The sequence below is a fragment of the Pseudomonas sp. RL genome, assembly GCF_000647775.1.
In the GTDB taxonomy this organism is placed as follows: Bacteria; Pseudomonadota; Gammaproteobacteria; order Pseudomonadales; family Pseudomonadaceae; genus Serpens; species Serpens flexibilis.
Genome location: NZ_JBOY01000004.1, coordinates 1 through 23,077, shown reverse-complemented (window position 1 = coordinate 23,077; position 23,077 = coordinate 1). Strand labels below are relative to the sequence as shown.

21 protein-coding genes are annotated in these 23,077 nt (G+C 66.4%); 7 read left to right on the top strand and 14 right to left on the bottom strand.

From position 1 onward, the window contains the following. Positions 1-7: 7 nt before the first annotated feature. The 5 genes from AS93_RS0100990 to AS93_RS0100970 all read right to left on the bottom strand — a co-directional run bounded on the left by AS93_RS0100990 (position 8) and on the right by AS93_RS0100970 (position 9,431). Complete coding sequence (locus AS93_RS0100990) at positions 8-3,217, bottom strand: hypothetical protein (RefSeq protein WP_027588832.1); 3,210 nt, start codon at positions 3,215-3,217, stop codon at positions 8-10. Then, the gene (tssI, locus tag AS93_RS0100985) at positions 3,210-5,291 is read right to left on the bottom strand and encodes a type VI secretion system tip protein TssI/VgrG (RefSeq protein WP_256214655.1); all 2,082 of its coding nucleotides are present in this window, start codon (positions 5,289-5,291) and stop codon (positions 3,210-3,212) included. Before tssI ends, AS93_RS0100990 begins: the two co-directional genes overlap by 8 nt. 51 nt (positions 5,292-5,342) lie before the next feature. Beyond that, the gene (locus tag AS93_RS0100980; RefSeq protein ID WP_027588830.1) at positions 5,343-5,858 is read right to left on the bottom strand and encodes an Hcp family type VI secretion system effector; all 516 of its coding nucleotides are present in this window, start codon (positions 5,856-5,858) and stop codon (positions 5,343-5,345) included. A 337-nt stretch (positions 5,859-6,195) separates the two neighbouring features. Beyond that, the gene (gene oadA, locus AS93_RS0100975) at positions 6,196-8,004 is read right to left on the bottom strand and encodes a sodium-extruding oxaloacetate decarboxylase subunit alpha (RefSeq protein ID WP_027588829.1); all 1,809 of its coding nucleotides are present in this window, start codon (positions 8,002-8,004) and stop codon (positions 6,196-6,198) included. An 11-nt stretch (positions 8,005-8,015) separates the two neighbouring features. Then, positions 8,016-9,431 carry an acetyl-CoA carboxylase biotin carboxylase subunit gene (locus AS93_RS0100970; protein ID WP_027588828.1) on the bottom strand — a complete coding sequence of 472 codons (1,416 nt, stop codon included), beginning with the start codon at positions 9,429-9,431 and terminating at the stop codon, positions 8,016-8,018. Positions 9,432-9,594: 163 nt separating this feature from the next. Here AS93_RS0100970 and AS93_RS0100965 point away from each other — a divergent pair, with 163 nt between their 5' ends. Next, on the top strand, positions 9,595-10,539 hold the full coding sequence (locus AS93_RS0100965) for a LysR family transcriptional regulator (protein ID WP_027588827.1): 945 nt from the start codon (positions 9,595-9,597) through the stop codon (positions 10,537-10,539). Here the strand turns inward: AS93_RS0100965 and AS93_RS20805 are convergent. Then, positions 10,533-10,676, bottom strand: coding sequence for a hypothetical protein (locus tag AS93_RS20805; RefSeq protein ID WP_162172905.1), 144 nt, complete (start codon positions 10,674-10,676; stop codon positions 10,533-10,535). The two genes, AS93_RS0100965 and AS93_RS20805, sit on opposite strands and share 7 nt — an antisense overlap. A 205-nt stretch (positions 10,677-10,881) precedes the next feature. After that, positions 10,882-11,748: a transcriptional regulator HexR gene (hexR, locus tag AS93_RS0100955; RefSeq protein ID WP_027588826.1), complete on the bottom strand. Its 867-nt coding sequence runs from the start codon at positions 11,746-11,748 to the stop codon at positions 10,882-10,884. 117 nt (positions 11,749-11,865) lie between these two features. Between hexR and zwf the strand changes: the two genes are divergently transcribed. Continuing rightward, positions 11,866-13,293, top strand: coding sequence for a glucose-6-phosphate dehydrogenase (gene zwf / locus AS93_RS0100950; RefSeq protein WP_162172908.1), 1,428 nt, complete (start codon positions 11,866-11,868; stop codon positions 13,291-13,293). A gap of 63 nt (positions 13,294-13,356) precedes the next feature. Here zwf and AS93_RS0100945 read toward each other — a convergent pair whose 3' ends face one another. Genes AS93_RS0100945 through AS93_RS20480 form a run of 3 tightly spaced genes read right to left on the bottom strand, consistent with a single transcriptional unit; the run spans position 13,357 to position 15,019 of the window. Further along, positions 13,357-13,818 (bottom strand): GNAT family N-acetyltransferase, encoded by a 462-nt coding sequence (locus tag AS93_RS0100945; protein WP_027588824.1) that lies wholly within the window; start codon positions 13,816-13,818, stop codon positions 13,357-13,359. A 35-nt stretch (positions 13,819-13,853) separates the two neighbouring features. Continuing rightward, positions 13,854-14,846: an asparaginase gene (locus tag AS93_RS0100940; RefSeq protein WP_027588823.1), complete on the bottom strand. Its 993-nt coding sequence runs from the start codon at positions 14,844-14,846 to the stop codon at positions 13,854-13,856. Between the two features lie 35 nt (positions 14,847-14,881). Continuing rightward, positions 14,882-15,019, bottom strand: a complete 138-nt coding sequence (locus tag AS93_RS20480) for a hypothetical protein (RefSeq protein ID WP_155956090.1) — start codon at positions 15,017-15,019, stop codon at positions 14,882-14,884. Positions 15,020-15,257: 238 nt separating this feature from the next. Here AS93_RS20480 and AS93_RS0100930 point away from each other — a divergent pair, with 238 nt between their 5' ends. Then, complete coding sequence (locus AS93_RS0100930; protein WP_027588822.1) at positions 15,258-16,166, top strand: LysR substrate-binding domain-containing protein; 909 nt, start codon at positions 15,258-15,260, stop codon at positions 16,164-16,166. A gap of 197 nt (positions 16,167-16,363) precedes the next feature. Here AS93_RS0100930 and ggt read toward each other — a convergent pair whose 3' ends face one another. Continuing rightward, a complete protein-coding gene (gene ggt, locus AS93_RS18535) occupies positions 16,364-18,073 on the bottom strand; it encodes a gamma-glutamyltransferase (protein ID WP_051587297.1) in 1,710 nt (569 codons plus the stop codon). 241 nt (positions 18,074-18,314) lie between these two features. Between ggt and purE the strand changes: the two genes are divergently transcribed. The 4 genes from purE (at position 18,315) to AS93_RS0100905 (ending at position 20,961) form a co-directional block, all read left to right on the top strand. Next, entirely contained in the window at positions 18,315-18,806 is a 492-nt protein-coding gene (gene purE, locus AS93_RS0100920) for a 5-(carboxyamino)imidazole ribonucleotide mutase (protein ID WP_027588821.1), read from the top strand. Between the two features lie 16 nt (positions 18,807-18,822). Continuing rightward, positions 18,823-19,908, top strand: a complete 1,086-nt coding sequence (locus tag AS93_RS0100915) for a 5-(carboxyamino)imidazole ribonucleotide synthase (protein WP_027588820.1) — start codon at positions 18,823-18,825, stop codon at positions 19,906-19,908. A gap of 214 nt (positions 19,909-20,122) precedes the next feature. After that, complete coding sequence (locus AS93_RS0100910) at positions 20,123-20,374, top strand: GlsB/YeaQ/YmgE family stress response membrane protein (protein ID WP_027588819.1); 252 nt, start codon at positions 20,123-20,125, stop codon at positions 20,372-20,374. Between the two features lie 65 nt (positions 20,375-20,439). Further along, entirely contained in the window at positions 20,440-20,961 is a 522-nt protein-coding gene (locus AS93_RS0100905) for a DUF3299 domain-containing protein (protein WP_027588818.1), read from the top strand. A 1-nt stretch (position 20,962) separates the two neighbouring features. Here AS93_RS0100905 and AS93_RS0100900 read toward each other — a convergent pair whose 3' ends face one another. Genes AS93_RS0100900 through AS93_RS0100890 form a run of 3 tightly spaced genes read right to left on the bottom strand, consistent with a single transcriptional unit; the run spans position 20,963 to position 22,949 of the window. Continuing rightward, positions 20,963-21,892, bottom strand: coding sequence for a phosphatidate cytidylyltransferase (locus AS93_RS0100900; RefSeq protein ID WP_027588817.1), 930 nt, complete (start codon positions 21,890-21,892; stop codon positions 20,963-20,965). Between the two features lies 1 nt (position 21,893). Continuing rightward, positions 21,894-22,508, bottom strand: a complete 615-nt coding sequence (locus tag AS93_RS0100895; RefSeq protein WP_027588816.1) for a lysophospholipid acyltransferase family protein — start codon at positions 22,506-22,508, stop codon at positions 21,894-21,896. A 12-nt stretch (positions 22,509-22,520) separates the two neighbouring features. After that, entirely contained in the window at positions 22,521-22,949 is a 429-nt protein-coding gene (locus AS93_RS0100890; RefSeq protein WP_037008312.1) for a hypothetical protein, read from the bottom strand. Between the last annotated feature and the right edge of the window lie 128 nt (positions 22,950-23,077).

Genomic DNA, 23,077 nt, shown 5'->3' with positions numbered 1-23,077 from the left:
GGGGTTTTCATTTCGCAAAGGCTCGTTGTGCAATCAACCAGTAAGGAATGTTGTCGGCATTTACATCCAGTGTGCGTGCCGCGGTAAACGCCTGCCATTGGCGCGGCTGTGGTTGGGGAAGAACAATCTGGTTGTAACCGGGGAAGAGGTCGTGCTTGTCCTCGTCCGATTTGCCCAGTTCAAGTTGGATATAGACTTTCAGGTTGTAAGTTGGCGGGTGACGATATGGGCGTGTGTCATACCCGGAGCTTGCTTCGTGCAGGGCGGAATAGATGAAGAGCATACGGTTATCGGTCAGCCGTATCGGCCCGAGCTTTGCGATTGGATTGAGTCGCGGATGCTGGGTCCAACCTGAAGTATCGCTGCGTCTGTGCTCCGTTTCGACGGCGATCAGCTTGCACTCCTGAACAGTGCGGAATTGATTCAGTAATGGCGTGCTCAGTTCCACAGCCCAGTCGTTCGGTTCCAGGTGCATACGCGCTTCCTGCAACGCAGCGTGGAGTTGCTTGTGATCCTCCTCGCTGGATTGCTGTTGCCAGTGCTGCAGGCGCTCCAACCGTACACGCGGCTCACCCAGCGCTCCGAGCAATTGCTGATACGCCTGCAAGGGATCGTTCATATGAGGGAGACGCGGCTCGATGCCAAAGGGACCGTGCTTGATCGCCTGTTCCACGGCGCCATCGGCCAGTAGCACCGTACCGACGACCCCGGTGACCAGCAGGCCCACCCCCAACCCGAGCAGCCAGGGGCTGGCCAGCAGGCCGATGGTGTAGAAACCCCAGATGGCCGAGCCAGTAGCGGCGACTAGATGGGCGGTGGCGATGTCGTCCTCGCCGTCGCGCAGGGCGCGACCGGCATCCCAGAGAAACAGGCCTGCGGTAACTATGCCCATCGCAAATGCCGAACCAAAACGGCCATAGCTCAACAGGCTGCTGCCACCGGTGCGCTTGACCAGGTTCTCCGCCCAAAATCCGGTGGTTTGAAAGCCACGCTGTTCCCAGAAGACATACCAGGGGTGAGTTGTCATTTTGGAATCAGCCAGTAGCTTCAGCGCCACGTTATTGCCGGCAATTGCCAGGTCAGCCAATGCTCCTGCTATTCCTGCGTTATATCGGCTCTTTTCTCCACTACTCTTTAAATGCATCGCCCCCACTGTATTCGCATACAAATTAAACCCCGCAAACACCGTTGCCAGAACAGGCAGGCTTTTGCCCTCGGACAGGCTTCTGGCGGCATCCAGACGAGTAGTGCCAACACGCCATTTTCTGTATTCGGCCAGCAGCGGATCATCGGCTTCCGCCGCCACCACCATGACCTTCCCCAGCTCTTTTTGGGCAAAGCCCAAGCGCTCGGCTTCCTTGCCACTGCTGGTAACCAGCGTCTGCCCGCTGCGCCCCTGAAGGCTTGCCTTTCGATAGTCCTCGGTGCGGGTCAGGGTGGCGCGCTCGGCTGCCGTCAAGCCGAAGCTGAAACCGTCGCCATGGGCGCCCAGCACCACCAGGTTTTTTTCCAGGGCCTCGGCCTGGGGCAGCAGCTTGAGCCTTCTGGCCAGACTGTGCAGTTTTTGCAGCAACGAGAAACTGGGCGCAAAGCTGCGGTGCAACTGCACTTGAATGGTTTTGTCACTCTCGGCTAGGCGTTTCACGGCCAGCGCGCTGGCATTGGCGACATGATTGAGCAGTTCATCAATGGCCAGCGTCAGGTTCTGACCCGCATAGGTGTGATTGAACAGACTCAGGGCACTCAGCCCCAAGCGTTCAGCGTTTACGTCCATGGGGTTGTCGGCCAGGGCCCGCAGGCGGCGGGCGGTTTCTGGCAACTCCTCCCCTGCGCCCATCAAGCCCTTGGTCAGCGCATGGGTAGCCTCGATCAGTTGCCGGGTGAGTCGGTTCACGCCAGCACTGACTTTACTGTCCTCCGGCTCGATGCAGCGTGGGTCGCAGCCGTTCGGGGAGCGATTGAGTATCTCCAGCAGCTCGACCAGTTGGGCATAAGGCTCCATCAGCCGCTCATCGTGGCTGTGTTGGAAATCGTTCCAGAAGGGAGGCAGTCGCTCGACCAGCCTCAGGATGTGTTCTTGGTGTTGGTAGAGCTGTTCTCGGGCGTATTCTCGCTCGTCATGCAGAGTGGCCTTTTTCAGGTCGCCGATACCGACATACCTCCTCAACTCATTGAGAGGACTCTGGGCGGGCATGACTGTTTGATACAGCAGCTCGGCATACCGACCAAATTCCTGGTGCGGCACCAGGGCGTTGAGCGTTTGCAGCAGCTCGGCGGCGAGGCGCGACTGGACGACCGCATGTCGCAAGGCGAACAAGGGATCCTCCAGCATCACGCCGATCAGTTGTGGGTAGTCGCGCAACTGGTATTCGCTCAACAAGTCCGGATGGTCCGGGAACGCCGGCAGCGGCCCGGGCGGCGGAGCCTTCAGAAAACCGGCCAGTTCCGTTTGGCGCTGTTCGCGCTGCCTGACCAGGGAGGTGAGTGGGAAGTCCGTGGCTCCTGCATGGAAGAGCAGGGGATCTTCGAGCAAGTTTTCCAGGTGTGGGTCGCGGGCACGTAGGCCTTTGCTGATGCGGGTGATGGGGATTACCGGCATGGCCTGGGTGGCCCGCCAGCGTTCGGGTCCCACCAGAGCCGCCGACCAGGTTGGGCCGAGCGGGTTACAGCGTTGTCTGATGCGCCCAACCTCCTGCTCCAACCACGCGATGTACTCCCAGGTCCACGGCAGTTCGCTGTAGGCCATGTGCAGTTCGCCGGCGATCGCCCGGCCCTGCAGCAGCATGGGCAGCAGGATCAGGTACTGGCGGGCGCCGACGGGTGGGCGTTCGTCGGCGTCCAGCCCCTGTTCGGCCTGCTTGCGCCAATGGGCCAGGTCTACTTCGAACAGCTGTCCCGTGCCATCAGCCTCCAGCTCGCGCCACAGCCGGTTCCCCCAGAAGACATAGATGCGACCCGGCCGGGGCAGTGCCCCCTTGGGCGCTTCGTTCTGCCTGTCGTACCCCGGCAGGCGGGCCAGCGGCAGGACGGCGAGTAGGGTGTTTTTCTGAAGATCCGGTTGTTCTGTCGTGCTGCGCGCGTCGTCCAGCAACGGGATGGTCAGGGTGCCGCCGTCGCTGCGCGCGATGTTCAACACCAGGCGTGCCTGGCGTGCGTCGTCATACTCGGTGCGCTTGCGTACGCCCTGCTCGATGGTCTGGTCCTTCAGTTCACTCATGACCCTGGTCCTTGGGATCAAGCAGTTGCAGTTGGCTGCCGAGCGCGGGATCGCCCCAGACGTCGACGATCAGGGTTCGTTCACCCGGCTCAGCAGCGTCGAGATCGCTGTGCTGCCCAGCGGCCTGGTGGGATGCCGAACGTTCGCTCGCCGCTGGTGGCGTGTCGGTTTCACTCACCTGCGGCAGCAATGGCTGCGCCCCGGCGCCTTTCCCCGCGCTTCCGCCCGAATTCAGCCTCACCTGCGCCCCCACCAGCGTCACGCCGCTGGCGTCCAGCTTCACGAAGCTGCCGCCGACCTTGAGGGTCAGTTCGCTGCCGGCTTGCAGGACGATCTTCTCGCCGCTGGCGAGATGAATTTCCTGACCGGCCTCGATGAACTGCCCGGCCCCCAGCTTCAGGTGCTGGCTGCCCTGCACGGTGAGGTGGTCGTCGGCCCTGAGCTCCGCCAGGCGGTTGCCGTGGGTGATGCGGTGTTCCTCGCCCTTGAGCGCGCTGTGGCTGTCGCCCGCGACGGTACAGTGGCGTTGGTTGCCGATCCACAGGCGATGGTCATGGTTGATGTGCTGTTCCCAGTCGCGCTGGGCGTGTACGTGGATGCGTTCGGCGCCCTGGCGGTCATCGATGCGCAGTTCGTGGAAGCCTTGGCCGCCGGGCGAGCTGCGGGTCCGGAACACACTGCAGGCGCGCTGGTCCGGCAGCGGGCAGGGCGGTTCATGTTCGGCGTGGTAGAGGCAACCGGTGACCAGCGGGCGGTCAGGGTCGCCATCCAGGAAGCTGACCAGCACCTCCATGCCGACACGTGGGATGAGCAGGGCGCCGTACTGGTCATCGGCCCAGCCACTGGCCACGCGCAGCCAGGCGCGGCTGTGCGTATCGGCAGCGGCTTCGCGCTCCCAGTGGAAGCGCACCTGGACGCGGCCCAGCTCGTCGCAGTGGATGTCCTCGTCGTCCGGTCCGGTGACCACCGCCGTCTGGGCAGAGAGCAGGCTGGGTCTGGCCTGCAGGCAGGGCAGGCGGTAGGGCGCTTGCCAGGGGATGGCGACGAAGCGGTTGCGGTAGCCGGGCGGGTCCGCGGGTGCGGATTCGCGGTGGCCGGCTAAGGCTTCGAGCACTTGCGGCTGGTAGCCCTGGTGGTGAACCTCGGTGAGCAGCCATAGCTGGTTGAAGTCGTCGCGGGGATGGCCTTGCAGCTCCAGGAAGTGACCGCTGGCAAGCAAGGGCTGGCTGCTGCTGCCTTCGGCGCGCAGGGCATCATGCTGAAGACCTTCCAGTGCGCGACGGGCGAGCTGGGTGCCGCGGCTGCGATCGGTGAAGCGGCCCGGGTAGTGGTATTGCTCACCGGTGCTGGAAGGCGTGTCGGCCTGCGAGGCACTGCTCTGCATCTGCAGGCGGGGCTGGCGCTCGTCATGATCGCGCAGGGTCACGGTGTCGCTGCGGCTTTCCAGGCGCACGGTGAAGCGCTGGATGGCCGGAGTTTCCTGCGGCTGGCCGCTGTCGGGCCGGAACGGCTGGAGCGCGCACAGCCGAGGAAAGACCGTCTGATCATCGCCGAAAACCAGCACATGACCCTGTTTCGCGCTGTGGCGGAAGTGGTAGTGCAGGCCTTCCTCTTCGCACAGCCGCCGCAGGAAGTGCAGGTCGCTTTCCGCGTACTGCACGCAGTACTCGCGGGCGGGATACTCCGCTTCTGGGAACTGGCAGGCGTCGCCCTGGATGCCATGCTCGGCCAGCAGCTGCCGGAGGATCTGCGGCACGCTCTTCTGCTGGTAGATGCGGCAGTTGCGCCGCTGCTCCAGCCAGGCAAGTGCGGGGCGCAGCTCGATGCGGTAATGGCTGATATGTACGGTGCACTGGGTCTGCTCGACGCGCCAGACCAGGCCATGCAGGCCGCGGCCCTGGCCGAGATCGAGCCAGGCCGGCTGACGCAGCAGGGCCGCCAGGTCGAGGTCCGGCTGCCGGCTGACCAGGTGCAGGTCGATGGAGTAGGGCTGGCCGATGATTTCCACGGCCTCGAAGGCCAGCACCTGCAGCTCCAGGTCAGCCAGCGACAGGTTGAAGCGGGGGCTCGACATAGACATTCCTTGTCGGCGAGGGCGCCCCGGTTGCGGAGCGCCCTTCCAGGCTTACACGTTCGGCGCGCGCCAGTCGTCCGAGCCGGAGGTGCCGGCGACTTCATGGGTCCAGATGATCTTGCGGTAAGTGAAATAGACGTCTTCCAGGTGGGTGAAGTGGGTCATGTCCGGGTCCTGGCAGTTGGGCATGCGCGACTGCACGTCGACGATCACCGCGTCCTCCAGCTCGATGGTGAAGTAGTGCTCCTGGGTGCCGGTGGAGGAGGTGCGGAACCATTCCAGGCGGCACTTGTTCAGGCGCTCGCCGGAGGTCAGGGCGTTGAAGATCAGCGGCGACGACTTGTCGAACACCTTGCTGACCATCAGCGGCTTGTGCACGCGCTGGCCGGTCGGCTGGCCGGACTGCGGGTCGCGGGGAATGATCACCTGATGGCTGAAGGCCTGGACGAGGATCTGGTCCTCATGGCCTTCCTGGAAGATGTTGCCGACCGAATCCTCGGTGAAGGTGCCGGCGGTGATCAGGCCCTGCTTGCTGCCCTCGATGGTCAGGTAGGCGGGAGTTGGCATGGGTACGCTCCTTGTAGATGGGTAGGGTTGCCCCGATCCCATGGCAAGCGGCGTGCCTGAAGCATAAAAGTCTTTTGCATCAATGGGTTGGAAGCCTGTTGCAGGCGCGGTGTGCGGCGTGTCACGGGAAATTGCGCAACAAGCTGCGCGGCGGATGGCGGCAGGCTGCGCAGCAGGGCGGCCCACTCCTTTTTGTAGGAGCGAATTCATTCGCGAGCTGTTGGGCTCGACAGTCTGGGCGGTCGCCGGAAGGCTCGCGGACGCGTCCGCTCCCACAAAAAGCCCTCCATAAAAAAGGGGAGCATCCTGCTCCCCGATGAGGAAACTGTGTTGGGAATCAGCCGGCGATCTCGATCAGCACTTCGCCCGGCGTGACGCGGTCCCCCTTGGCCACATGCACGGCCTTTACCGTGCCGGCGATCGGCGCCTGTACCTCGGTTTCCATCTTCATCGCCTCGGCGATCAGCACGGGTTGGCCGGCCTTGACCACATCGCCTTCCTTGACCAGCACATCGACGATGTTGCCCGGCATGTGGGTGCTGACATCCCCGGGGGCGCTGACCTGCTTGCGGTTGCCCGCTCCGCCGGCCACGAAGGTGTTGAGCGGCTCGAACACCACCTCCTCGGGCATGCCGTCGATGGACAGGAAGAAGTGGCGCTTGCCGCCGCCTTTCACGCCCACGCCGGTGATGTCCACGCGGTAAGTCTCGCCGTGCACATCGATGATGAACTCGGTGGGCACGCCCTCGTCGGCCGGACTGGCGCCGGTGCCGTTGGACATCGGCAGCAGCGGTTCCGGGGTCAGGGTGCCGGCGGCGCGCTCTTCCAGGAACTTGCGGCCGATGTCCGGGAACATGGCGAAGGTCAGCACGTCCTCCTCGGACGTTGCCAGCCCGCCGATCTCCGCGCGCAGGCGGTCCATTTCCGGCTTGAGCAGGTCGGCCGGACGGCAGACGATCACCTCCTCATGGCCGATGGCCTGGAAGCGCAGGTGTTCGTTCACCTCGCCCGGCGCCTTGCCGTAGCGGCCCTGCAGGTACAGCTTCACCTCGTTGGTGATGGTCTTGTAGCGCTCGCCGGCCAGCACGTTGAAGAACGCCTGGGTACCGACGATCTGCGAAGTCGGGGTGACCAGCGGCGGGTAGCCAAGGTCCTTGCGCACCCGCGGAATTTCCGCGAGTACCTCGTCCATGCGGTGCAGGGCGCCCTGCTCCTTGAGCTGGTTGGCCAGGTTGGAAATCATCCCCCCCGGCACCTGGTTGACCTGCACGCGGGTATCCACGCCGGTGAATTCGCTTTCGAACTGGTGGTACTTCTTGCGCACCCCGTAGAAATACAGGCCGATCTCCTGCAGCAGCTCCAGGTCGAGGCCGGTGTCGTACTCGCTGCCACGCAGGGCGGCGACCATCGACTCGGTGCCTGGGTGGCTGGTGCCCCAGGCCAGGCTGGAGATGGCGGTATCGATGCGGTCGGCGCCGTTCTCGATGGCCTTCAGCTGGCACATGCTGGCCACGCCGGCGGTGTCGTGGGAGTGCACCACCACCTCCAGCTGCGGCAGCGCCTGCTTGAGGGCCTTGACCAGCGCGCCGGTGGCGTAGGGCGTCAGCAGGCCGGCCATGTCCTTGATGGCGATGGAGTCCACGCCCATGGCGGCCATCTGCCGGGCCTGCTCGACGAAGGCGTCGATGGTGTGCACCGGGCTGGTGGTGTAGGCGAGGGTCCCCTGGGCGTGCTTGCCGGCCTTCTTCACCGCGCGGATGGCGGTTTCCAGGTTCCGCACGTCGTTCATGGCGTCGAAGATGCGGAACACGTCGATGCCGTTCTCGGCCGCCTTGGCGACGAAGGCTTCCACCACGTCGTCGCTGTAGTGGCGATAGCCGAGCAGGTTCTGGCCGCGCAAGAGCATCTGCAGACGGGTGTTGGGTAGCGCGGCGCGCAGCTGGCGCAGGCGTTCCCACGGGTCTTCCTTGAGGAAGCGCACGCAGGCGTCGAAGGTGGCGCCGCCCCAGATTTCCAGCGACCAGTAACCCACGCGATCCAGCTTGTCGCAGATCGGCAGCATGTCCTCGGTGCGCATGCGGGTGGCCAGCAGCGACTGGTGCGCATCACGCAGGATGGTGTCGGTAACGGTGATCTTCTTGGTCATGGTTCAGTCCCTCACAGGCCGGCGTGGGCGGCGATCGCCGCGGCAATGGCCAGGGCCAGTTCGCCCGGCTTGCGTTTGATCGAGTAGTTCAGCAGTTCCGGGTGCTCGTCGACGAAGCTGGTGTTGAAGCGGCCGCTGCGAAAATCCGGATTGGCCAGGATCTGCTGGTAATAGGTGGCGGTGGTCTTCACCCCCTGCAGGCGCATGTCGTCCAGCGCGCGCGAGCCGCGGGCGACGGCTTCTTCCCAGGTCAGCGCCCAGACGATCAGCTTCAGGCACATCGAGTCGTAGTACGGCGGAATGGTGTAGCCGGTGTAGATCGCCGTGTCGGTACGCACACCCGGGCCGCCGGGGGCGTAGTAGCGGGTGATCTTGCCGAAGCAGGGCAGGAAGTTGTTGCGCGGGTCCTCGGCATTAATGCGGAACTGCAGGGCGAAGCCGCGATGCTGGATGTCGTCCTGCTGCACGGACAGCGGCAGGCCCGAGGCGATGCGGATCTGCTCGCGGACGATGTCGATGCCGGTGATTTCCTCGGTGATGGTGTGTTCCACCTGCACGCGGGTATTCATCTCCATGAAGTACACCTCGCCCTCGGCGAGCAGGAACTCCACGGTGCCGGCGTTCTCGTAGCCCACCGCCTTGGCGGCGCGTACCGCCAGTTCGCCGATGTAAGCGCGCTGCTCGGGGGTCAGCTGCGGGCTGGGGGCGATCTCGATGAGCTTCTGGTTGCGGCGCTGGATCGAGCAGTCGCGCTCGAACAGGTGCACGGTGTTGCCGAAGCGGTCGGCGAGGATCTGCGCCTCGATGTGCTTCGGGTTGACGATGCACTTCTCCAGGAACACCTCGGCGTTGCCGAAGGCCTTGGTGGCCTCCGAGATCACGCGCGGCCAGGCGTATTCCAGTTCGGCGCGGTCGTTGCAACGGCGGATGCCGCGTCCGCCGCCGCCGGAGGTGGCCTTGAGCATCACCGGGTAGCCGAGCCGCTCGGCCTCGCGCAGTGCATCGGCCAGGTCGGCGACGTTGTCTTCGGTGCCCGGGGTGACCGGCACGCCGGCGGCAATCATTGAGCGGCGCGCCTCGGTCTTGTCGCCCATGCGGCGAATGACCTCGGCGGACGGTCCGATGAAGGTGATCCCGCGCGCAGCGCAGATCTCCGCCAGTTCAGGGTTCTCGGACAGGAAGCCATAGCCGGGATGCAGCGCGTCGCAGCCGGTTTCCACCGCCAGGTTCACCAGTTTGCGCGGGTTCAGGTAGCCGGCCAACGGGTCATCGCCGAGGTTGTAGGCTTCGTCGGCGCGCTTGACGTGCAGCGCATGGCGATCGGCCTCGGCGTACACAGCCACCGAACGGATGCCCATCTCGGCGCAGGCACGCACGATGCGCACGGCAATCTCGCCGCGGTTGGCGATGAGGATTTTCTTGATCACTGTTGTAGTCCTCGCCTCAGAAACGCGATCCGCCGCAGCGGATTCGATGGCGTTACCCTACGCCCAGTGCCGCGATTAAGAAAAATCAATATTTATTTGCCAGTTAATAAGTAATTCCTTATATCCGGCTGGAAACCGCACCCCACTAAAGGCAACGAGGCCCATGCGCAAATCGCTGAACCGCCTGACGCTGCGCCAGATGCAGGTGTTCCTGGCCGTCTGTGACCACCGTTCCTACAGTCGCGCCGCCGAGGCCATGGCACTCACCCAGCCGGCCATCAGCCTGCAGATGCGCCAGCTGGAAGAGCTGGTCGGCCAGCCGTTGTTCGAGTACGTGGGGCGCAAGCTGCACCTGACCGAAGCTGCCGAGGCACTGCAGCGTGCCTGCCTGGATGTCCTCGGTCGGCTGGAAAACCTCGATATGCAGCTGTCCGACCTGCGCGGCTCACTGCAGGGCCAGCTGCGCCTGGCGGTGGAAACCAGCGCCCAGTACTTCGTGCCGCACCTGTTTGCGGCGTTTCGGGCGCGCCACCCGGAGGTCAGCCTGCAGATGGCCGTGGTCAACCATGCTCAGGCGCTCAAGCGCCTGTCGGTGCACCGTGACGACCTGTTGATCATGACCATGGTCCCGGCCGACATGGGGCTGGAGTTCCTGCCGTTCCTGGACAACCCGATCATCGCCGTGGCGCGTTCGGACCATCCGCTGGCGCAACGCTCCGGACTGCAGCTGCAGGACCTGACCAGCCACCTGCTGCTGGTGCGCGAGCAGGGCTCGGCCACGCGCGCGGTGACGGAGGAGTACTGCCACCAGAAGCGCGCGCATTTCCCGCAGACGCTGGAGCTCGGTTCGCTGGAAGCGCAGCGCGAAGGCGTGATCGCCGGACTGGGCCTGGCGCTGCTGCCGCGCCACGCGGTGCGCCGCGAGCTGGCCGATGGCGAGCTGGTCGAGTTGCCGGTGGCCGAGCTGCCGCTGCGGCGCAGTTGGTGCGTGGTGCATGCGCGCGACAAGCAGCTGTCGCCGGTAGCGCAGGCGTTCTTCGACTTCGTGCGCCGCGAGCGCGGCAGCCTCACCGCGCTGGCCGAGCGCTTCGCGCAGCGGGTTCAGTAGGGCGTCAGCGTGGCGCGCAGCTGGCGCTCCTCCCAGTAGCGCTCGATGGCCCGGCGGTAGCGCATGCGGCGGATTTCCTCCTGCTTGCGGCGGGCCTTGGCATCATCCTGGGGGTAGGTATCGACGTGACGGTGCATGGCGAAGTCTCCCGAGTATGTGGGAGCTTCAGCCTTGCAAAAGGACATGACGGTTGCGGGACGGTTCGCTGACAGGCGGGTTAAGGATGACAGGCGGCTGCGGAGCCGCATCGAATCCGTAGGGCGGACAACGTTGTTCTTGTCCGCCGGTGTGGATGCCGGCCGGCGGCCAGGAAAGCGCTGACCGCCCTACGAACCGTGCGTCTCACTCTTCCAGGTTCTTCACCGACTTGGGCGACAGCCGCAGGCTGCGCAGGCTGCGCTTCACGCTCTTGAGGTGCTCGACCAGGTCCGGGCCGCGGGACATGGCCACACCCATGGCCAGCACGTCGATCACCACCAGGTGGGCGATGCGCGAGGTGAGCGGTGTGTAGATCTCGGTGTCTTCCTGCACGTCGATGGCCAGGTTCACGTCCGACAGCTCGGCCAGTGGCGTCTGCCCCGGGCAGAGGGTGATCAGCGTGGCGCCGGTTTCGCGTACCAGGTGCGCGGTGGTCAGCAGGTCCTTGGAGCGGCCTGACTGCGAGATGCAGATGGCCACGTCGCCCGGCTTGAGGGTCACCGCCGACATGGCCTGCATGTGCGGGTCGGAATAGGCGGCGGCGGTGAGCAGCAGGCGGAAGAACTTGTGCTGCGCGTCGGTGGCCACCGCGCCGGAGGCGCCGAAGCCGTAGAACTCCACGCGCTGCGCCTTGGCGATGGCGGCGATGGCCTTCTCGAGCGACTGCACGTTCAGCCGCTCGCGCACCTCCATCAGCGTGTGCAGGGTGGTGTCGAAGATCTTCAGGCTGAAGTCGGTGACCGAATCATCCTCGCGAATGGCGAACTGGCCGAAGCTAGCGCCTGCGGCCAGGCTCTGCGCCAGCTTGAGCTTGAGATCCTGGAAACCGGTGCAGCCGATGGCGCGGCAGAAGCGCACGATGGTGGGCTCACTGACTCCAACGCTGTGCGCCAGATCCGCCATGGAGCTGTGGATGACTGCCGCGGGATCGAGCAGGAGATGGTCGGCGACCTTGAGCTCCGACTTGCGGAGCAGGTGGCGGGACTGGGCGATGTGTTGCAACAGATTCAAGGGCAGGACTCGGGTATGATCGGCGGCCGGGGCTGTAGTGGGTTTTGTAGTAATACTACATGACACCGCCAGCACGAGGCCAACTCTGGAGCGTGACCGGTGACACTTCCCTGCGACATGCTGGTTTTCGGCGGCACAGGCGACCTGGCGTTGCACAAGTTGCTGCCGGCCCTGTATCACCTGCATCGCGATGGCCGTCTGCCGGCGGACATGCGCATCCTGGCGCTGGCGCGCACGCCATTGCAGCGGGCCGCCTATCAGGCCCTGGCCGAGCGCCACTGCCGCGCACACATCCCGCGCGCCACCTTCGACAACGAGGCCTGGCAGGGCTTCGCCGCGCGCCTGGACTACCTGGCCATGGACGCCAGCCAGAGCGCCGACTACGGCCGCCTGGCCCGCTACCTGGAGCAGGGCGCTTGCCGGCGCGGGCGCATCTATTACATGGCCACCGCGCCGGACCTGTTCCAGGACATCGCCGCCTCGCTGGCCACGGCCCGGCTGACCGGCGAGCACACCCGCATCGTGCTGGAAAAGCCCATCGGCCGCTCGCTGGCCTCGGCCCAGGCGATCAACGCCGGCATTGGCCAGGCGTTCGATGAGCCGCAGATCTTCCGCATCGACCACTACCTGGGCAAGGAAACGGTGCAGAACCTCATGGCGCTGCGCTTCGCCAACGCCCTGTTCGAGCCGGTGTGGCGTTCCGGGCACATCGACCACGTGCAGATCAGCGTGTGCGAGACCCTCGGCGTGGAAAACCGCGGCGCCTACTACGACAACGCTGGCGCGATGCGCGACATGCTGCAGAACCACCTGCTGCAGCTCTTGTGCCTGGTGGCCATGGAGGCACCGGTGCGTTTCGACGCCGATTCGGTGCGCAGCGAGAAGGTCAAGGTGCTCGAGGCCCTCAAGCCGATCACTGGCCTGGATGTGCAGGACAAGACGGTGCGTGGCCAGTACGTGGCCGGGCGCATCGGCGGGCATGACGTGCCGGCCTACTACTTCGAGAAGAACGTCGACAACGACAGCGACACCGAAACCTTCGTCGCCGTGCAGGCGGAGATCGACAACTGGCGCTGGGCCGGTGTGCCGTTCTACCTGCGCACCGGCAAGCGCATGGCGCGCAAGACCTCGGAGATCGTCATCCAGTTCAAGCCAGTGCCGCACCGCCTGTTCAATGGCAGCGAGGCCAACCGGCTGATCATCCGCCTGCAGCCGGAGGAGCGCATCAGCCTGCAACTGATGGCCAAGCAGCCGGGCAAGGGCATGAGCCTGGAGCCGGTGGAGCTGGACCTCAACCTGGCTGATGCCTTCCGCCAGCGTCGGCGCTGGGATGCCTACGAGCGGCTGCTGCTGGACGTGATCGAGGGCGACTCGACGCTGTTCATGCGGCGCGACGAGGTGGAAGCCGCCTGGCGCTGGATCGATCCGATCCTGCAGGGCTGGCAGGAGTACTACCAGCGTCCGAAGCCCTACCCGGCCGGCAGCAACGGTCCGGAACAGGCCGCCAGCCTGCTGGAAAACAGTGAGCGGCGCTGGCACGAGTGATGCTCCGGGCCATGACGCCGGTACGACGATCTGCCCCCATTTTGCTTTCAGTCGGCCGGAATCTCAGCTCTTGAGCGTCTTCAGGAACTGCACGAAGCCCGTGCGCTCGGCCACCCGTGCATACAGGCGGATCGCATTGGTGTTGGTCTCGTGGGTCAGCCAGTAGAGCTCGTCGCAGGGCACCTGGCGGGCCTGCTGCTCGACATGCTCGATCAACTGCCGACCGACGCCCTGGCTGCGCAGGTCACGGGCGATGAACAGGTCCTGCAGGTAGCAGACCGGATTCAGCGTCCAGGTGTTGCGGTGGTACAGCCAGTGCACCAGGCCCACTGCCTGGCCATCGGCCCAGGCGAGGGCGGCGTGCTGTCCTTCGCTGGCATCCAGGAAGCGCTGCCAGGTGGCGGCGCTGACCGCCGGCTCCAGGCTCATCATGTAGAAGCGCTGGTAGCCCTGCCACAGGGGCAGCCAGGCGTCATGGTCGTCGGGCCCGACCGGGCGGATTTCCACGGGTAATCGGCGGCTCATGACGCATCTCCTCGACAAGCACAGACGCGCCTAGCTTAGTGGCAAGCACCCGTCCCGGTCAGCTCTCCGCACAGGTCTTCGCCGAACAGGGTTTCGACCGTTGCCGGGTCCAGGCCCGCGCCCAGCAGGGCGAACAGCTTGGCCAGGGCGGCTTCGCGGGTCATGCCGCCACCGCTGATCACGCCGCAGGCGGCCAACTGGCTGCCGGCAGCGTAGGTGGCGAAATCCACCCGGCCCTCCGGGCACTGGCTGATGGCAGCGAGGACCACACCGCGTGTGTGGGCCTGGCTCAGGACCTCGATCAGCGCGGCGTTATCGGCCGGGCCCGTGCCACTGCCGTAGCACTCCAGCAGCAAGGCCTGCAGCCCGGTGTCCAGCAGGGCCTGCACATGCTCGGCGCGCAGACCGGGGTATAGGGGAAGGCAAGCCAGGTTCACTTCCCGGCGCGGGATACGGTAATCGGGTGCCGGCGGGGACAGGAATCGAGGATGCGCGACGGGGCGCAGGGCCTCGGCAAAGGCGTCGAACTGCTCACTGCTGCGCTTGGTCACCCGCGTGCCCTGCAGCAGATGGCCATGGAAGAACAGATGCACGCCCGGAGCGGCACCCTCCGCGAGATGCCGCAAGGCGCCGAACAGATTGTCCCAGGCGTCGCTCCCGGGCACGCTGGCGGGCAGCATGGAGCCGGTCAGCACGACCGGAACGGGCAGGCCAAGCAACAGAAAGCTCAGGGCGGCGGCGCTGTAGGCCAGCGTGTCGGTGCCGTGCAGCACCAGCACTGCCTGGAAAGCGTCCCGCTCGACGGCTTCGACAATGACGTCACGCATGGCCAGCCAGTGGGCCTGACTCATGTTGGCGCTGTCGATGGGCGGGGAGAGTTCGCGGAAACGCCACTCAACAGCAGAGGCGTCCGGACGGCGGGCCGCTTCGGCCCGCAGGCGGGCTTCGAAGCCACCGGCGGGCACCAGACCGCCCGCACTGGCGTGCATGCCGATGGTGCCACCGGTGTAGAGAATCAGTGTGTGCATGTTCCTCCCAGGGGCATGATGGCCCTGGGAACAACTTAAACGCGCTGGGTGGCGGCGGCCAGTGCCTTGGCGGTGCGGTTTGCCTTGGAACTGGTGAAGGCCAGGCCGAGGAACGGCATGTAGCGGGCGGGGGGCTGGACGGCGGTGGTCATCGGGCGTGCGTTGGTGCGCATGTCAGGTACTCCTAGGTGGCGCTTTTGGCGCGTGTGGTCAGGAGTTGGGGCGCCCTGAGGGGTCGGCCTTGTCTGCATGACCATGACAAGTAATCGAGAGGCAGGTTGTGTCTGCGAACGCCCGAATCATAGGGCCTGCGACCGATCGTCGACCAATGCCTTTAATTGCTGTCCCATGCACAAACGGCATAACCTTGCTGTGACTTTTCCAGGCCCGCCGAACGGAACGAGGAATGGCATGAATCTGGAGACCAAGTGGCTGGAGGATTTTGTCGCGCTGGCCACCACGCGCAGCTTTTCCAAGGCTGCCGAGCGACGTTTCGTGACCCAGCCGGCCTTCAGCCGGCGAATTCGCAGTCTGGAAGAGACCGTCGGTCTGACGCTGGTCAACCGCAGCCATTCGCCGGTGGAACTCACCGAGGCGGGCCAGCTGTTTCTGGTCACCGCGCGCAACGTGGTTGAGCAGCTCGGCGAGGCGCTGCGTCATCTGCATCACCTGGAAGGCCAGCAGGGCGAGGTACTGCAGGTGGCCGCCGCGCATTCCCTGGCACTGGGCTTCTTTCCCCAGTGGGTGGCTGGGCTGCGCAACGACGGCATCCATTTCGCCTCGCGCCTGGTGGCCACCAACGTGGGCGAGGCGGTGCATGCGCTGCGTGAGGGCACCTGCGACCTGATGCTGGCGTTCCATGATCCGGATGCCGTGCTCCAGATGGACCCGGAAATCTTCCCTTCGCTGCACTTGGCCAACAGCGAGATCATCCCGGTGTGCGCCCCGGATGCCCAGGGCCGCCCGCTGTTCGACCTGAACGACAGCGCCAGCGTGCCGCTGCTCGCCTACAGCGCCGGGGCCTTCCTCGGCCGTTCGGTGGGCGCGCTGCTGCGCCAGCGCAACCTGCGCTACGTCACCGTCTACGAGACAGCGATGGCGGACAGCCTGAAGAGCATGGCGCTGCAGGGCCTGGGCGTCGCCTGGGTGCCGCGCCTGAGCGTCGAGGCCGAACTGGCGCGCGGCGAACTGGTGGAGTGCGGCGACGCCAGCTGGCGCGTGCCGCTGGAGATCCGCCTGCACCGCTGCGCCCTGGTGCGCAAGGCCCAGGTGCGGCTGCTATGGCGCAAGCTGATGGAGGCGGGCGCCGAGCCGGCGTAGGCGCGCCCGGGGAGGGTGGACAACATTGGCCATCGACGCGCCGCACCTGGCGGCGCGCTCGGTGGCTCGATAAAGCGCGAACCATCCTACGCCCAGCCCACCGTAGGGTGGTCAACGTTTTCCATTGGCCACCAACGCGCCGGCACGGCGCGCCTGCGGCGCGTTGGTGGATCGGTGAAGCGCGATCCACCCTACGGTTACAGCGCAGCCGGTGCTGTGCTTTCCGCCTCGGGCGCGCGGTTGACCTCAACGATCAGCGCCTGCCCGCGGCCACGCGGGTCGGAAGCCGGCAGCGGCCGGCCGTCGAGCACCTGCACCGCCTGCACGTCGCCCATCGGCCAGCCCTGCTCGGTCAGCGTATAGCCCATCGCCCGCAGTTCCTGGGCGGCCGAGCCCTTGAGCGGCGAATGGGGGTCGAGAAAGATCGTGTCCCTGGGCAGCAACTGGTGATGCACGCGCTGCGCCTTCAGCGCCTCGGGCAGCGGCAGGCCATGGTCGTAAAGGTTGCTCAATACCTGGAACACGGTGGTGAAGATGCGCGAGCCGCCGGGCGTCCCCACCGCCAGCGTCACCTGGCTGTCGCGGGTCAGTATGGTCGGGCTCATCGACGACAGCATGCGCTTGCCGGCGTCGATGGCGTTGGCGTCGCTGCCGATCACCCCGAAGGCGTTGGCCACGCCGGGCTTGGCGCTGAAGTCGTCCATCTCGTTGTTGAGCAGGAAGCCCGCGCCTTCCACCACCAGCCCGTTACCGAAATCCAGGTTCAGGGTGTAGGTGTTGCTCACTGCGTTGCCGTCGGCATCGATGATGGAGAAGTGCGTGGTCTGCGGCGATTCCAGCCCCGGGCGTACCGCCTCGGTCGGCGAGATGCGCTGCGGATCGATCTCCGCCGCGCGGCGTTGCAGGTACTCGGGGGCGGTCAGCTGCGCGGTGGGCACGTCGAAATAGTCCGGATCGCCGAGATAGTCGGCGCGGTCGGCGAACACGCGCTTCTCGATTTCCGCCAGCAGGTGCACATAGCGCGCCGAGTTGAGAGGCACGCCGGCGAAGTCCTGTGCGCGCAGCGCCTTGATGCCGAGCAACTGCGCCAGCGCGATACCGCCAGAGCTGGGCGGCGGCGCGGTATACACCACCTGGCCCTGCCACTCGAAGCGCAGCGGCTCGCGCCAGATGGCGCGGTAGGCGTGCAGGTCGGTGGCGCTGATCAGCCCGTCGCTGCGCTGCATCTGCGCCACCAGCAGTTCGGCGGTGCGGCCACGGTAGAAATCCTCCGGCCCCCGGTCCGCAATGCGCTCCAGCGTCTGGGCCAGCTCTTCCTGGACGAAGCGTTTGCCAGCCTGCATGCCGCCGAAGTAGCGATCGAAATTGGTGCGCCCGGCGAAGAACTTCGCCGCTCCGTCGCGCTCCGCCACTTGCCGCTCGTCGACGATAAAGCCCTGGCGCGCCAGTACGATGGCCGGGGTCAGCAGCTCGGCCCACGGCAGGCTGCCGAAGCGGCGGTGCGCTTCCCACAGGCCCATCACCGTGCCGGGCACGCCGGCGGCCCGGGCGCCGACGGTGCTGAGATCCGCCACCACCTCGCCGCTCTCGTCCAGGTACATGTCGCGTCGGGCTCCCTGGGGCGCCATCTCACGGTAGTCGAGGAAATAGCCCTGACCGTCCACCACCAGTGTCATGAAGCCGCCGCCACCGATGTTGCCGGCCTCCGGGTGGGTCACCGCCAGGGCGAAGCCGGTGGCCACGGCGGCGTCCACCGCGTTGCCGCCGCGCCGCAGCACCTGGGCGGCCACCTCGGCCGAGTGACGATCTGGCGCGGCCACCGCGGCGGCCTCCAGCCGGGCGGCCTGCAGAGGGCCGATGGAAAACAGGCTCAGGCTGAGCAACAAAAAGGAAACGAGACGTGTCATGGGGATCTCCGGGTGACGAGGCGGCTCGGCAGAGTGTGGCAGCAAATGGCGGAGCAGGGGCCAACGAGCGGATACACCTGCCGACAAGCCACAGGCGCGACAGCCGCGCCTTTCCGGTATAATGCCGCGCCTTCAAGCCAGCCGGCCCGCTGGTTTGCCCCGACATGACAAGCCACGCCCGAGCCGCGTGGCTTGTTGGTTTTTGAGCGCGCCGACCGGCGCACCGCAAAGAGGCACGAGGATGAGCGCACTGGTTGGCGTGATCATGGGTTCCAAGTCCGATTGGAGCACCCTGAGTCATACGGTGGAGATGCTGGAGAAGCTCGGTATTCCCCACGAGGTGAAGGTGGTGTCCGCGCACCGCACCCCGGATCTGCTGTTCCAGTACGCCGAACAGGCCGAGGAGCGCGGCATCGAAGTGATCATAGCCGGCGCCGGCGGCGCGGCCCACCTGCCGGGCATGTGCGCGGCCAAGACCCACCTGCCGGTGCTCGGCGTGCCGGTGCAGTCGTCGATGCTCTCGGGTGTGGATTCGCTGCTGTCCATCGTGCAGATGCCCGGTGGCATCCCGGTCGCCACCCTGGCCATCGGCAAGGCCGGCGCCATCAACGCTGCGCTGCTGGCGGCGAGCATCCTCGGCGGCAAGCACCCTCAGTACCATGCGGCCCTCAAGCAGTTCCGCGAGGAGCAGACCCGTACGGTGCTGGACAACCCGGACCCGCGTCAGGCGTAACGCAAAGGACACGACCATGAAAATCGGTGTAATCGGTGGCGGCCAGCTGGGTCGCATGCTGGCGCTGGCGGGCACGCCGCTGGACATGAACTTCGTCTTCCTCGACCCCGCGCCGGACGCCTGCGCCGCCGCGCTGGGCGAACACCTGCTGGCCGGCTACGACGATCCCGAGGCGCTGCGCCGCATGGCCGAGAGCGTCGACCTGGTGACCTTCGAGTTCGAGAACGTGCCGGCGGAAACCGTGGCGTTCCTGTCCCAGTACGTGCCGGTCTACCCGGTCGCCGAATCGTTGCGCATCGCCCGCGACCGCTGGTTCGAGAAGTCCCTGTTCAAGGAACTGGGCATTCCGACTCCCGAGTTCGCCGACATCCAGTCCCAGGCCGACCTGGACGCCGCCGTGGCCGCCATCGGCCTGCCGGCCGTGCTCAAGACCCGTACCCTGGGCTACGACGGCAAGGGCCAGAAGGTCCTGCGCCAGCCCGCCGACGTGAGCGGCGCCTTCGCGGAGCTGGGCAGCGTGCCCTGCATCCTCGAAGGCTTCGTGCCCTTCACCGGCGAGGTGTCGCTGGTGGCGGTGCGCGGTCGCGACGGGGAAACCCGCTTCTACCCGCTGTCCCACAACACCCACGTGGGCGGCGTGCTGAACCTGTCCATCGCCAGCACCGACCACCCGCTGCAGGGGCTGGCCGAGGACTACATCAGCCGCGTGCTGACCAAGCTCGACTACGTCGGCGTGCTCGCCTTCGAGTTCTTCGAGGTGGACGGCGGCCTGAAGGCCAACGAAATCGCCCCGCGTGTGCACAACTCCGGGCACTGGACCATCGAGGGCGCCGAGTGCAGCCAGTTCGAGAACCACCTGCGTGCCGTGGCCGGCCTGCCGCTGGGCTCCACCGCCAAGGTGGGCGAGAGCGCCATGCTCAACTTCCTGGGTTCGGTGCCGCCGACCGATGCAGTGCTGCGTATCGCCGACTGCCACCTGCACCACTACGGCAAGGCGTTCAAGGCGGGCCGCAAGGTCGGCCACGCCACCCTGCGCTGCCAGGACGCCGCCACCCTGCAGGCACGCATCGCCGAAGTGCAGGCGCTGATCGCCAGGGGCTGAGAACTGCCCCCTCTCCTCTGGGAGTGGATCTGATGGAAGCGGGCTTGTCCGCGAGCTTTTCCAGCGCCGGCCAGGCTGCAGGCCGCACCCGGAAGCTCGCGGACAAGTCCGCTCCCACAATCACTGCAGTGCACCGCCGCGAACTGCCCGGCAGCCCAACGGTCCCAAGCAACGGAGTGGCAACCGCCACGCAACCCGTTGGGACGGAGGACTCATGGGCATCATTGGAACCATCATCATCGGCCTGATCGTCGGGCTGATCGCGCGCTTCCTCAAACCGGGCGACGACAGCATGGGCTGGATCATGACCATCCTGCTGGGCATCGGCGGCGCCCTGCTGGCCACCTACGGCGGCCAGGCGGTGGGCTTCTACGACGCTGGCGAGCCGGCCGGATTCATCGGCGCGGTGATTGGCGCGATCATCCTGCTGGTGATCTATGGCATGGTGACGCGCAAGCGAACCTGACCCTCACGCCGCTGTCTTTGTCGGGGTCGCGCGCGGCCCCGTCCTGTCCATGAGCCGAGTCGTCCATGCGAAATTTGTTCATTCCGCTGCTGTTCACCGTTTCCCTGTCGCTGCACGCCGCGCCCGCCGAGCTGGACTGGCTGGAGCTGCTGCCGCCCGAGGATCTGGCGGCGCTGGAAGCCATGCCGGAAATCGAACACATCGGCGCCGAGGCCCAGGGCTTCAGCGACGGGGGCGGCTATCTGAAGCAGGCGCCCGGCCTGCCCGAAGTCATGTACTCCACCCGCACCGTCGCGGCCCTTGACAACCGGGAGATCCGCCTGGCCGGCTACCCGGTGCCGCTGGAAAGCGACGAACAGGGGCGTTTCGTCGAGTTCTTCCTGGTGCCCTATCCGGGCGCCTGCATCCACGTGCCGCCGCCGCCGCCCAACCAGATCGTGCTGGTGCGCTACCCGAAGGGCATCCGCATCGACGACATCTACGCGCCGCTGGAGGTCGACGGCCGCCTGCGCATCGAGGCGGCCAGCAACGCGGCGGCCGATGCCGCCTACGCGCTGGGCGCGGCGAAGGTCAGGGTGCTGGAGTGATTCAGGTCCAGTAGTAGCGCACCAGGTGGAAGAAGATCGGCGCGGCGAAGCACACCGAATCCAGCCGGTCGAGCATGCCGCCGTGGCCTTCGATCATGTGTCCCCAGTCCTTCACGCCGCGATCGCGCTTGATGGCGCTCATCACCAGCCCGCCGAAGAAACCCAGCAGGTTGACCACCAGCGCCAGGCCCAGCGCCTGCCAGAAGCTGAACGGGGTGATCCACCACAAAAGCGCGCCGACCAGCGTGGCCAGCGCGACGCCACCCACGAAGCCCTCCACAGTCTTCGACGGCGATAGCCGCGGCGCGATCCTGTGCTTGCCGGCCAGCTTGCCGCACACGTACTGCAGCACGTCCGATAGCTGCACCACCAGCACCAGCCAGGCGATCAACAACAGGTTGCGCCCCTCGTAGCCGGCGATCTCCAGGGTCAGCAGCGCCGGCACGTGGGAAATGCAGAACACCGCGATCATCAGCCCCCACTGCACCTTGGAGGCGCGCTCCAGGAAGTGCGTGGTGTCGCCGCCCAGCGAGGCGAGGATCGGCAGCAGCAGGAACACGTAGACCGGGATGAAGATCGAGAACAGTCCGTACCAGCCGTAGCCGATCAGCAGGTACTGCGCCGGCAGCACCACATAGAACGCCGCCACCAGCGGCCAGTAGTCGCTCTGCCGGGTCGGCGTCAGGGTCATGAACTCGCGCAGCGCGTAGAACGACACCAGCGCGAACAGCAGGGTCACCGCGCCATGCCCGAGCAGGAAGGCGCCGCCGATCACCAGCACCATCATCCACCAGGCGGCGATGCGCGCGTTGAGGTTGTCGATGGTCGGGCTCGGTCCGCCGGCGCGGCGTTTGAGCAGCCAGCCGATCAGCGAGGCGAGCAGCAGCAGGGCGCCGATGCCGGCGAACAGCAGGAGGGTATGTCGATCCATCTCAGGCATGCTCCGGGGCCAGGGCCAGCAGCGCCGCGCGGGCGCGTTCCAGGAAGGCGGGCTTGTCGTCGTCGCCCACCGCCAGCGGCGCGCCGAAGCTCAGCGTGCACAGCAGCGGCAGGGGGATGGCGCGGCCCTTGGGCATCACCCGGTTGAGGTTGGCGATCCACACCGGCACCAGTTCCACCTGCGGCTGCGCCCGCCCCAAGTGATAGAGCCCGCTCTTGAACGGCAGCAGGCCCTCCTCGCGGTTGCGCGTGCCTTCCGGGAAGAAGATCAGCGAATCGCCCCGCTCCAGCGCGTCAAGCAATGGCTGCAGTGGATTGCCGCCGGCCTCGCCGGCCCGGTCGACCAGCACGCCGTTGAACACCCGGGTGATCAGGTAGCGGCGCAGCCGGCTCTTCAGCCAGTAGTCGGCGCCGGCCACCGGCCGGGTGCGCGCGCGCAGCGGCGCGGGCAGCGCCGACCAGAGCAGCAGGAAATCGATATGGCTGCTGTGGTTGGCAAAGTAGATGCGCTGCACCGCCTCGGGCCGGCAGCCCAGCCACAGGCTGCGCGCGCCAGTCAGCAGGCGGGCGGCGGAGGTGATGGTGAAGGCGCAGAATAGGCTCAGCATGGGGGGATTCCTTCAGATCAGCAGAACGGTCAGCAGCGCGGCGCCGGCCAGCAGTCCCTGGGCAGCCAGCAGTACGCCCTGCCTGCGCAGCAGGCGCAGCGCGGCCTGGCAACGGGCCGGCAGCGTACGGCTGTCCTGGCCGGCCGGTTTCAGGCCCAGTTCGCGCAGCGCGCTATCGAGAGTCGGCAACGGGGTGTCGCTACCGGCCAGCCGGTCGAACAGCTCGGCGTCGAAGGCCACGCGCAGAGCCCAGTACAGTTGCGTCAGCCAGAGCAGGAACACGCCCAGGCAGAGCAGGCCGAACGGCACGTGCGGCGGACCGCTCAGCGCCTGGACGCCGCCGGCCAGCAGGCCGGTCAGTCCCAGCAGGCGACTGGCCCGCTCCAGCGTGCGGCCCTGGCGCAGCAGGCTGGCGCACACCGATGCGGAAAACTCAGACATGTACAGGCTCCGTCTGGCGAACCGCGTGGCGTGCCGGCAGCTGGCGCAACACACGCAGATGCGCGTCGTGCAGCACGATGCGTGGCCGCGCGTGGCGCAGCAGGGCCAGCGCGGCGTCCAGGTCGGCC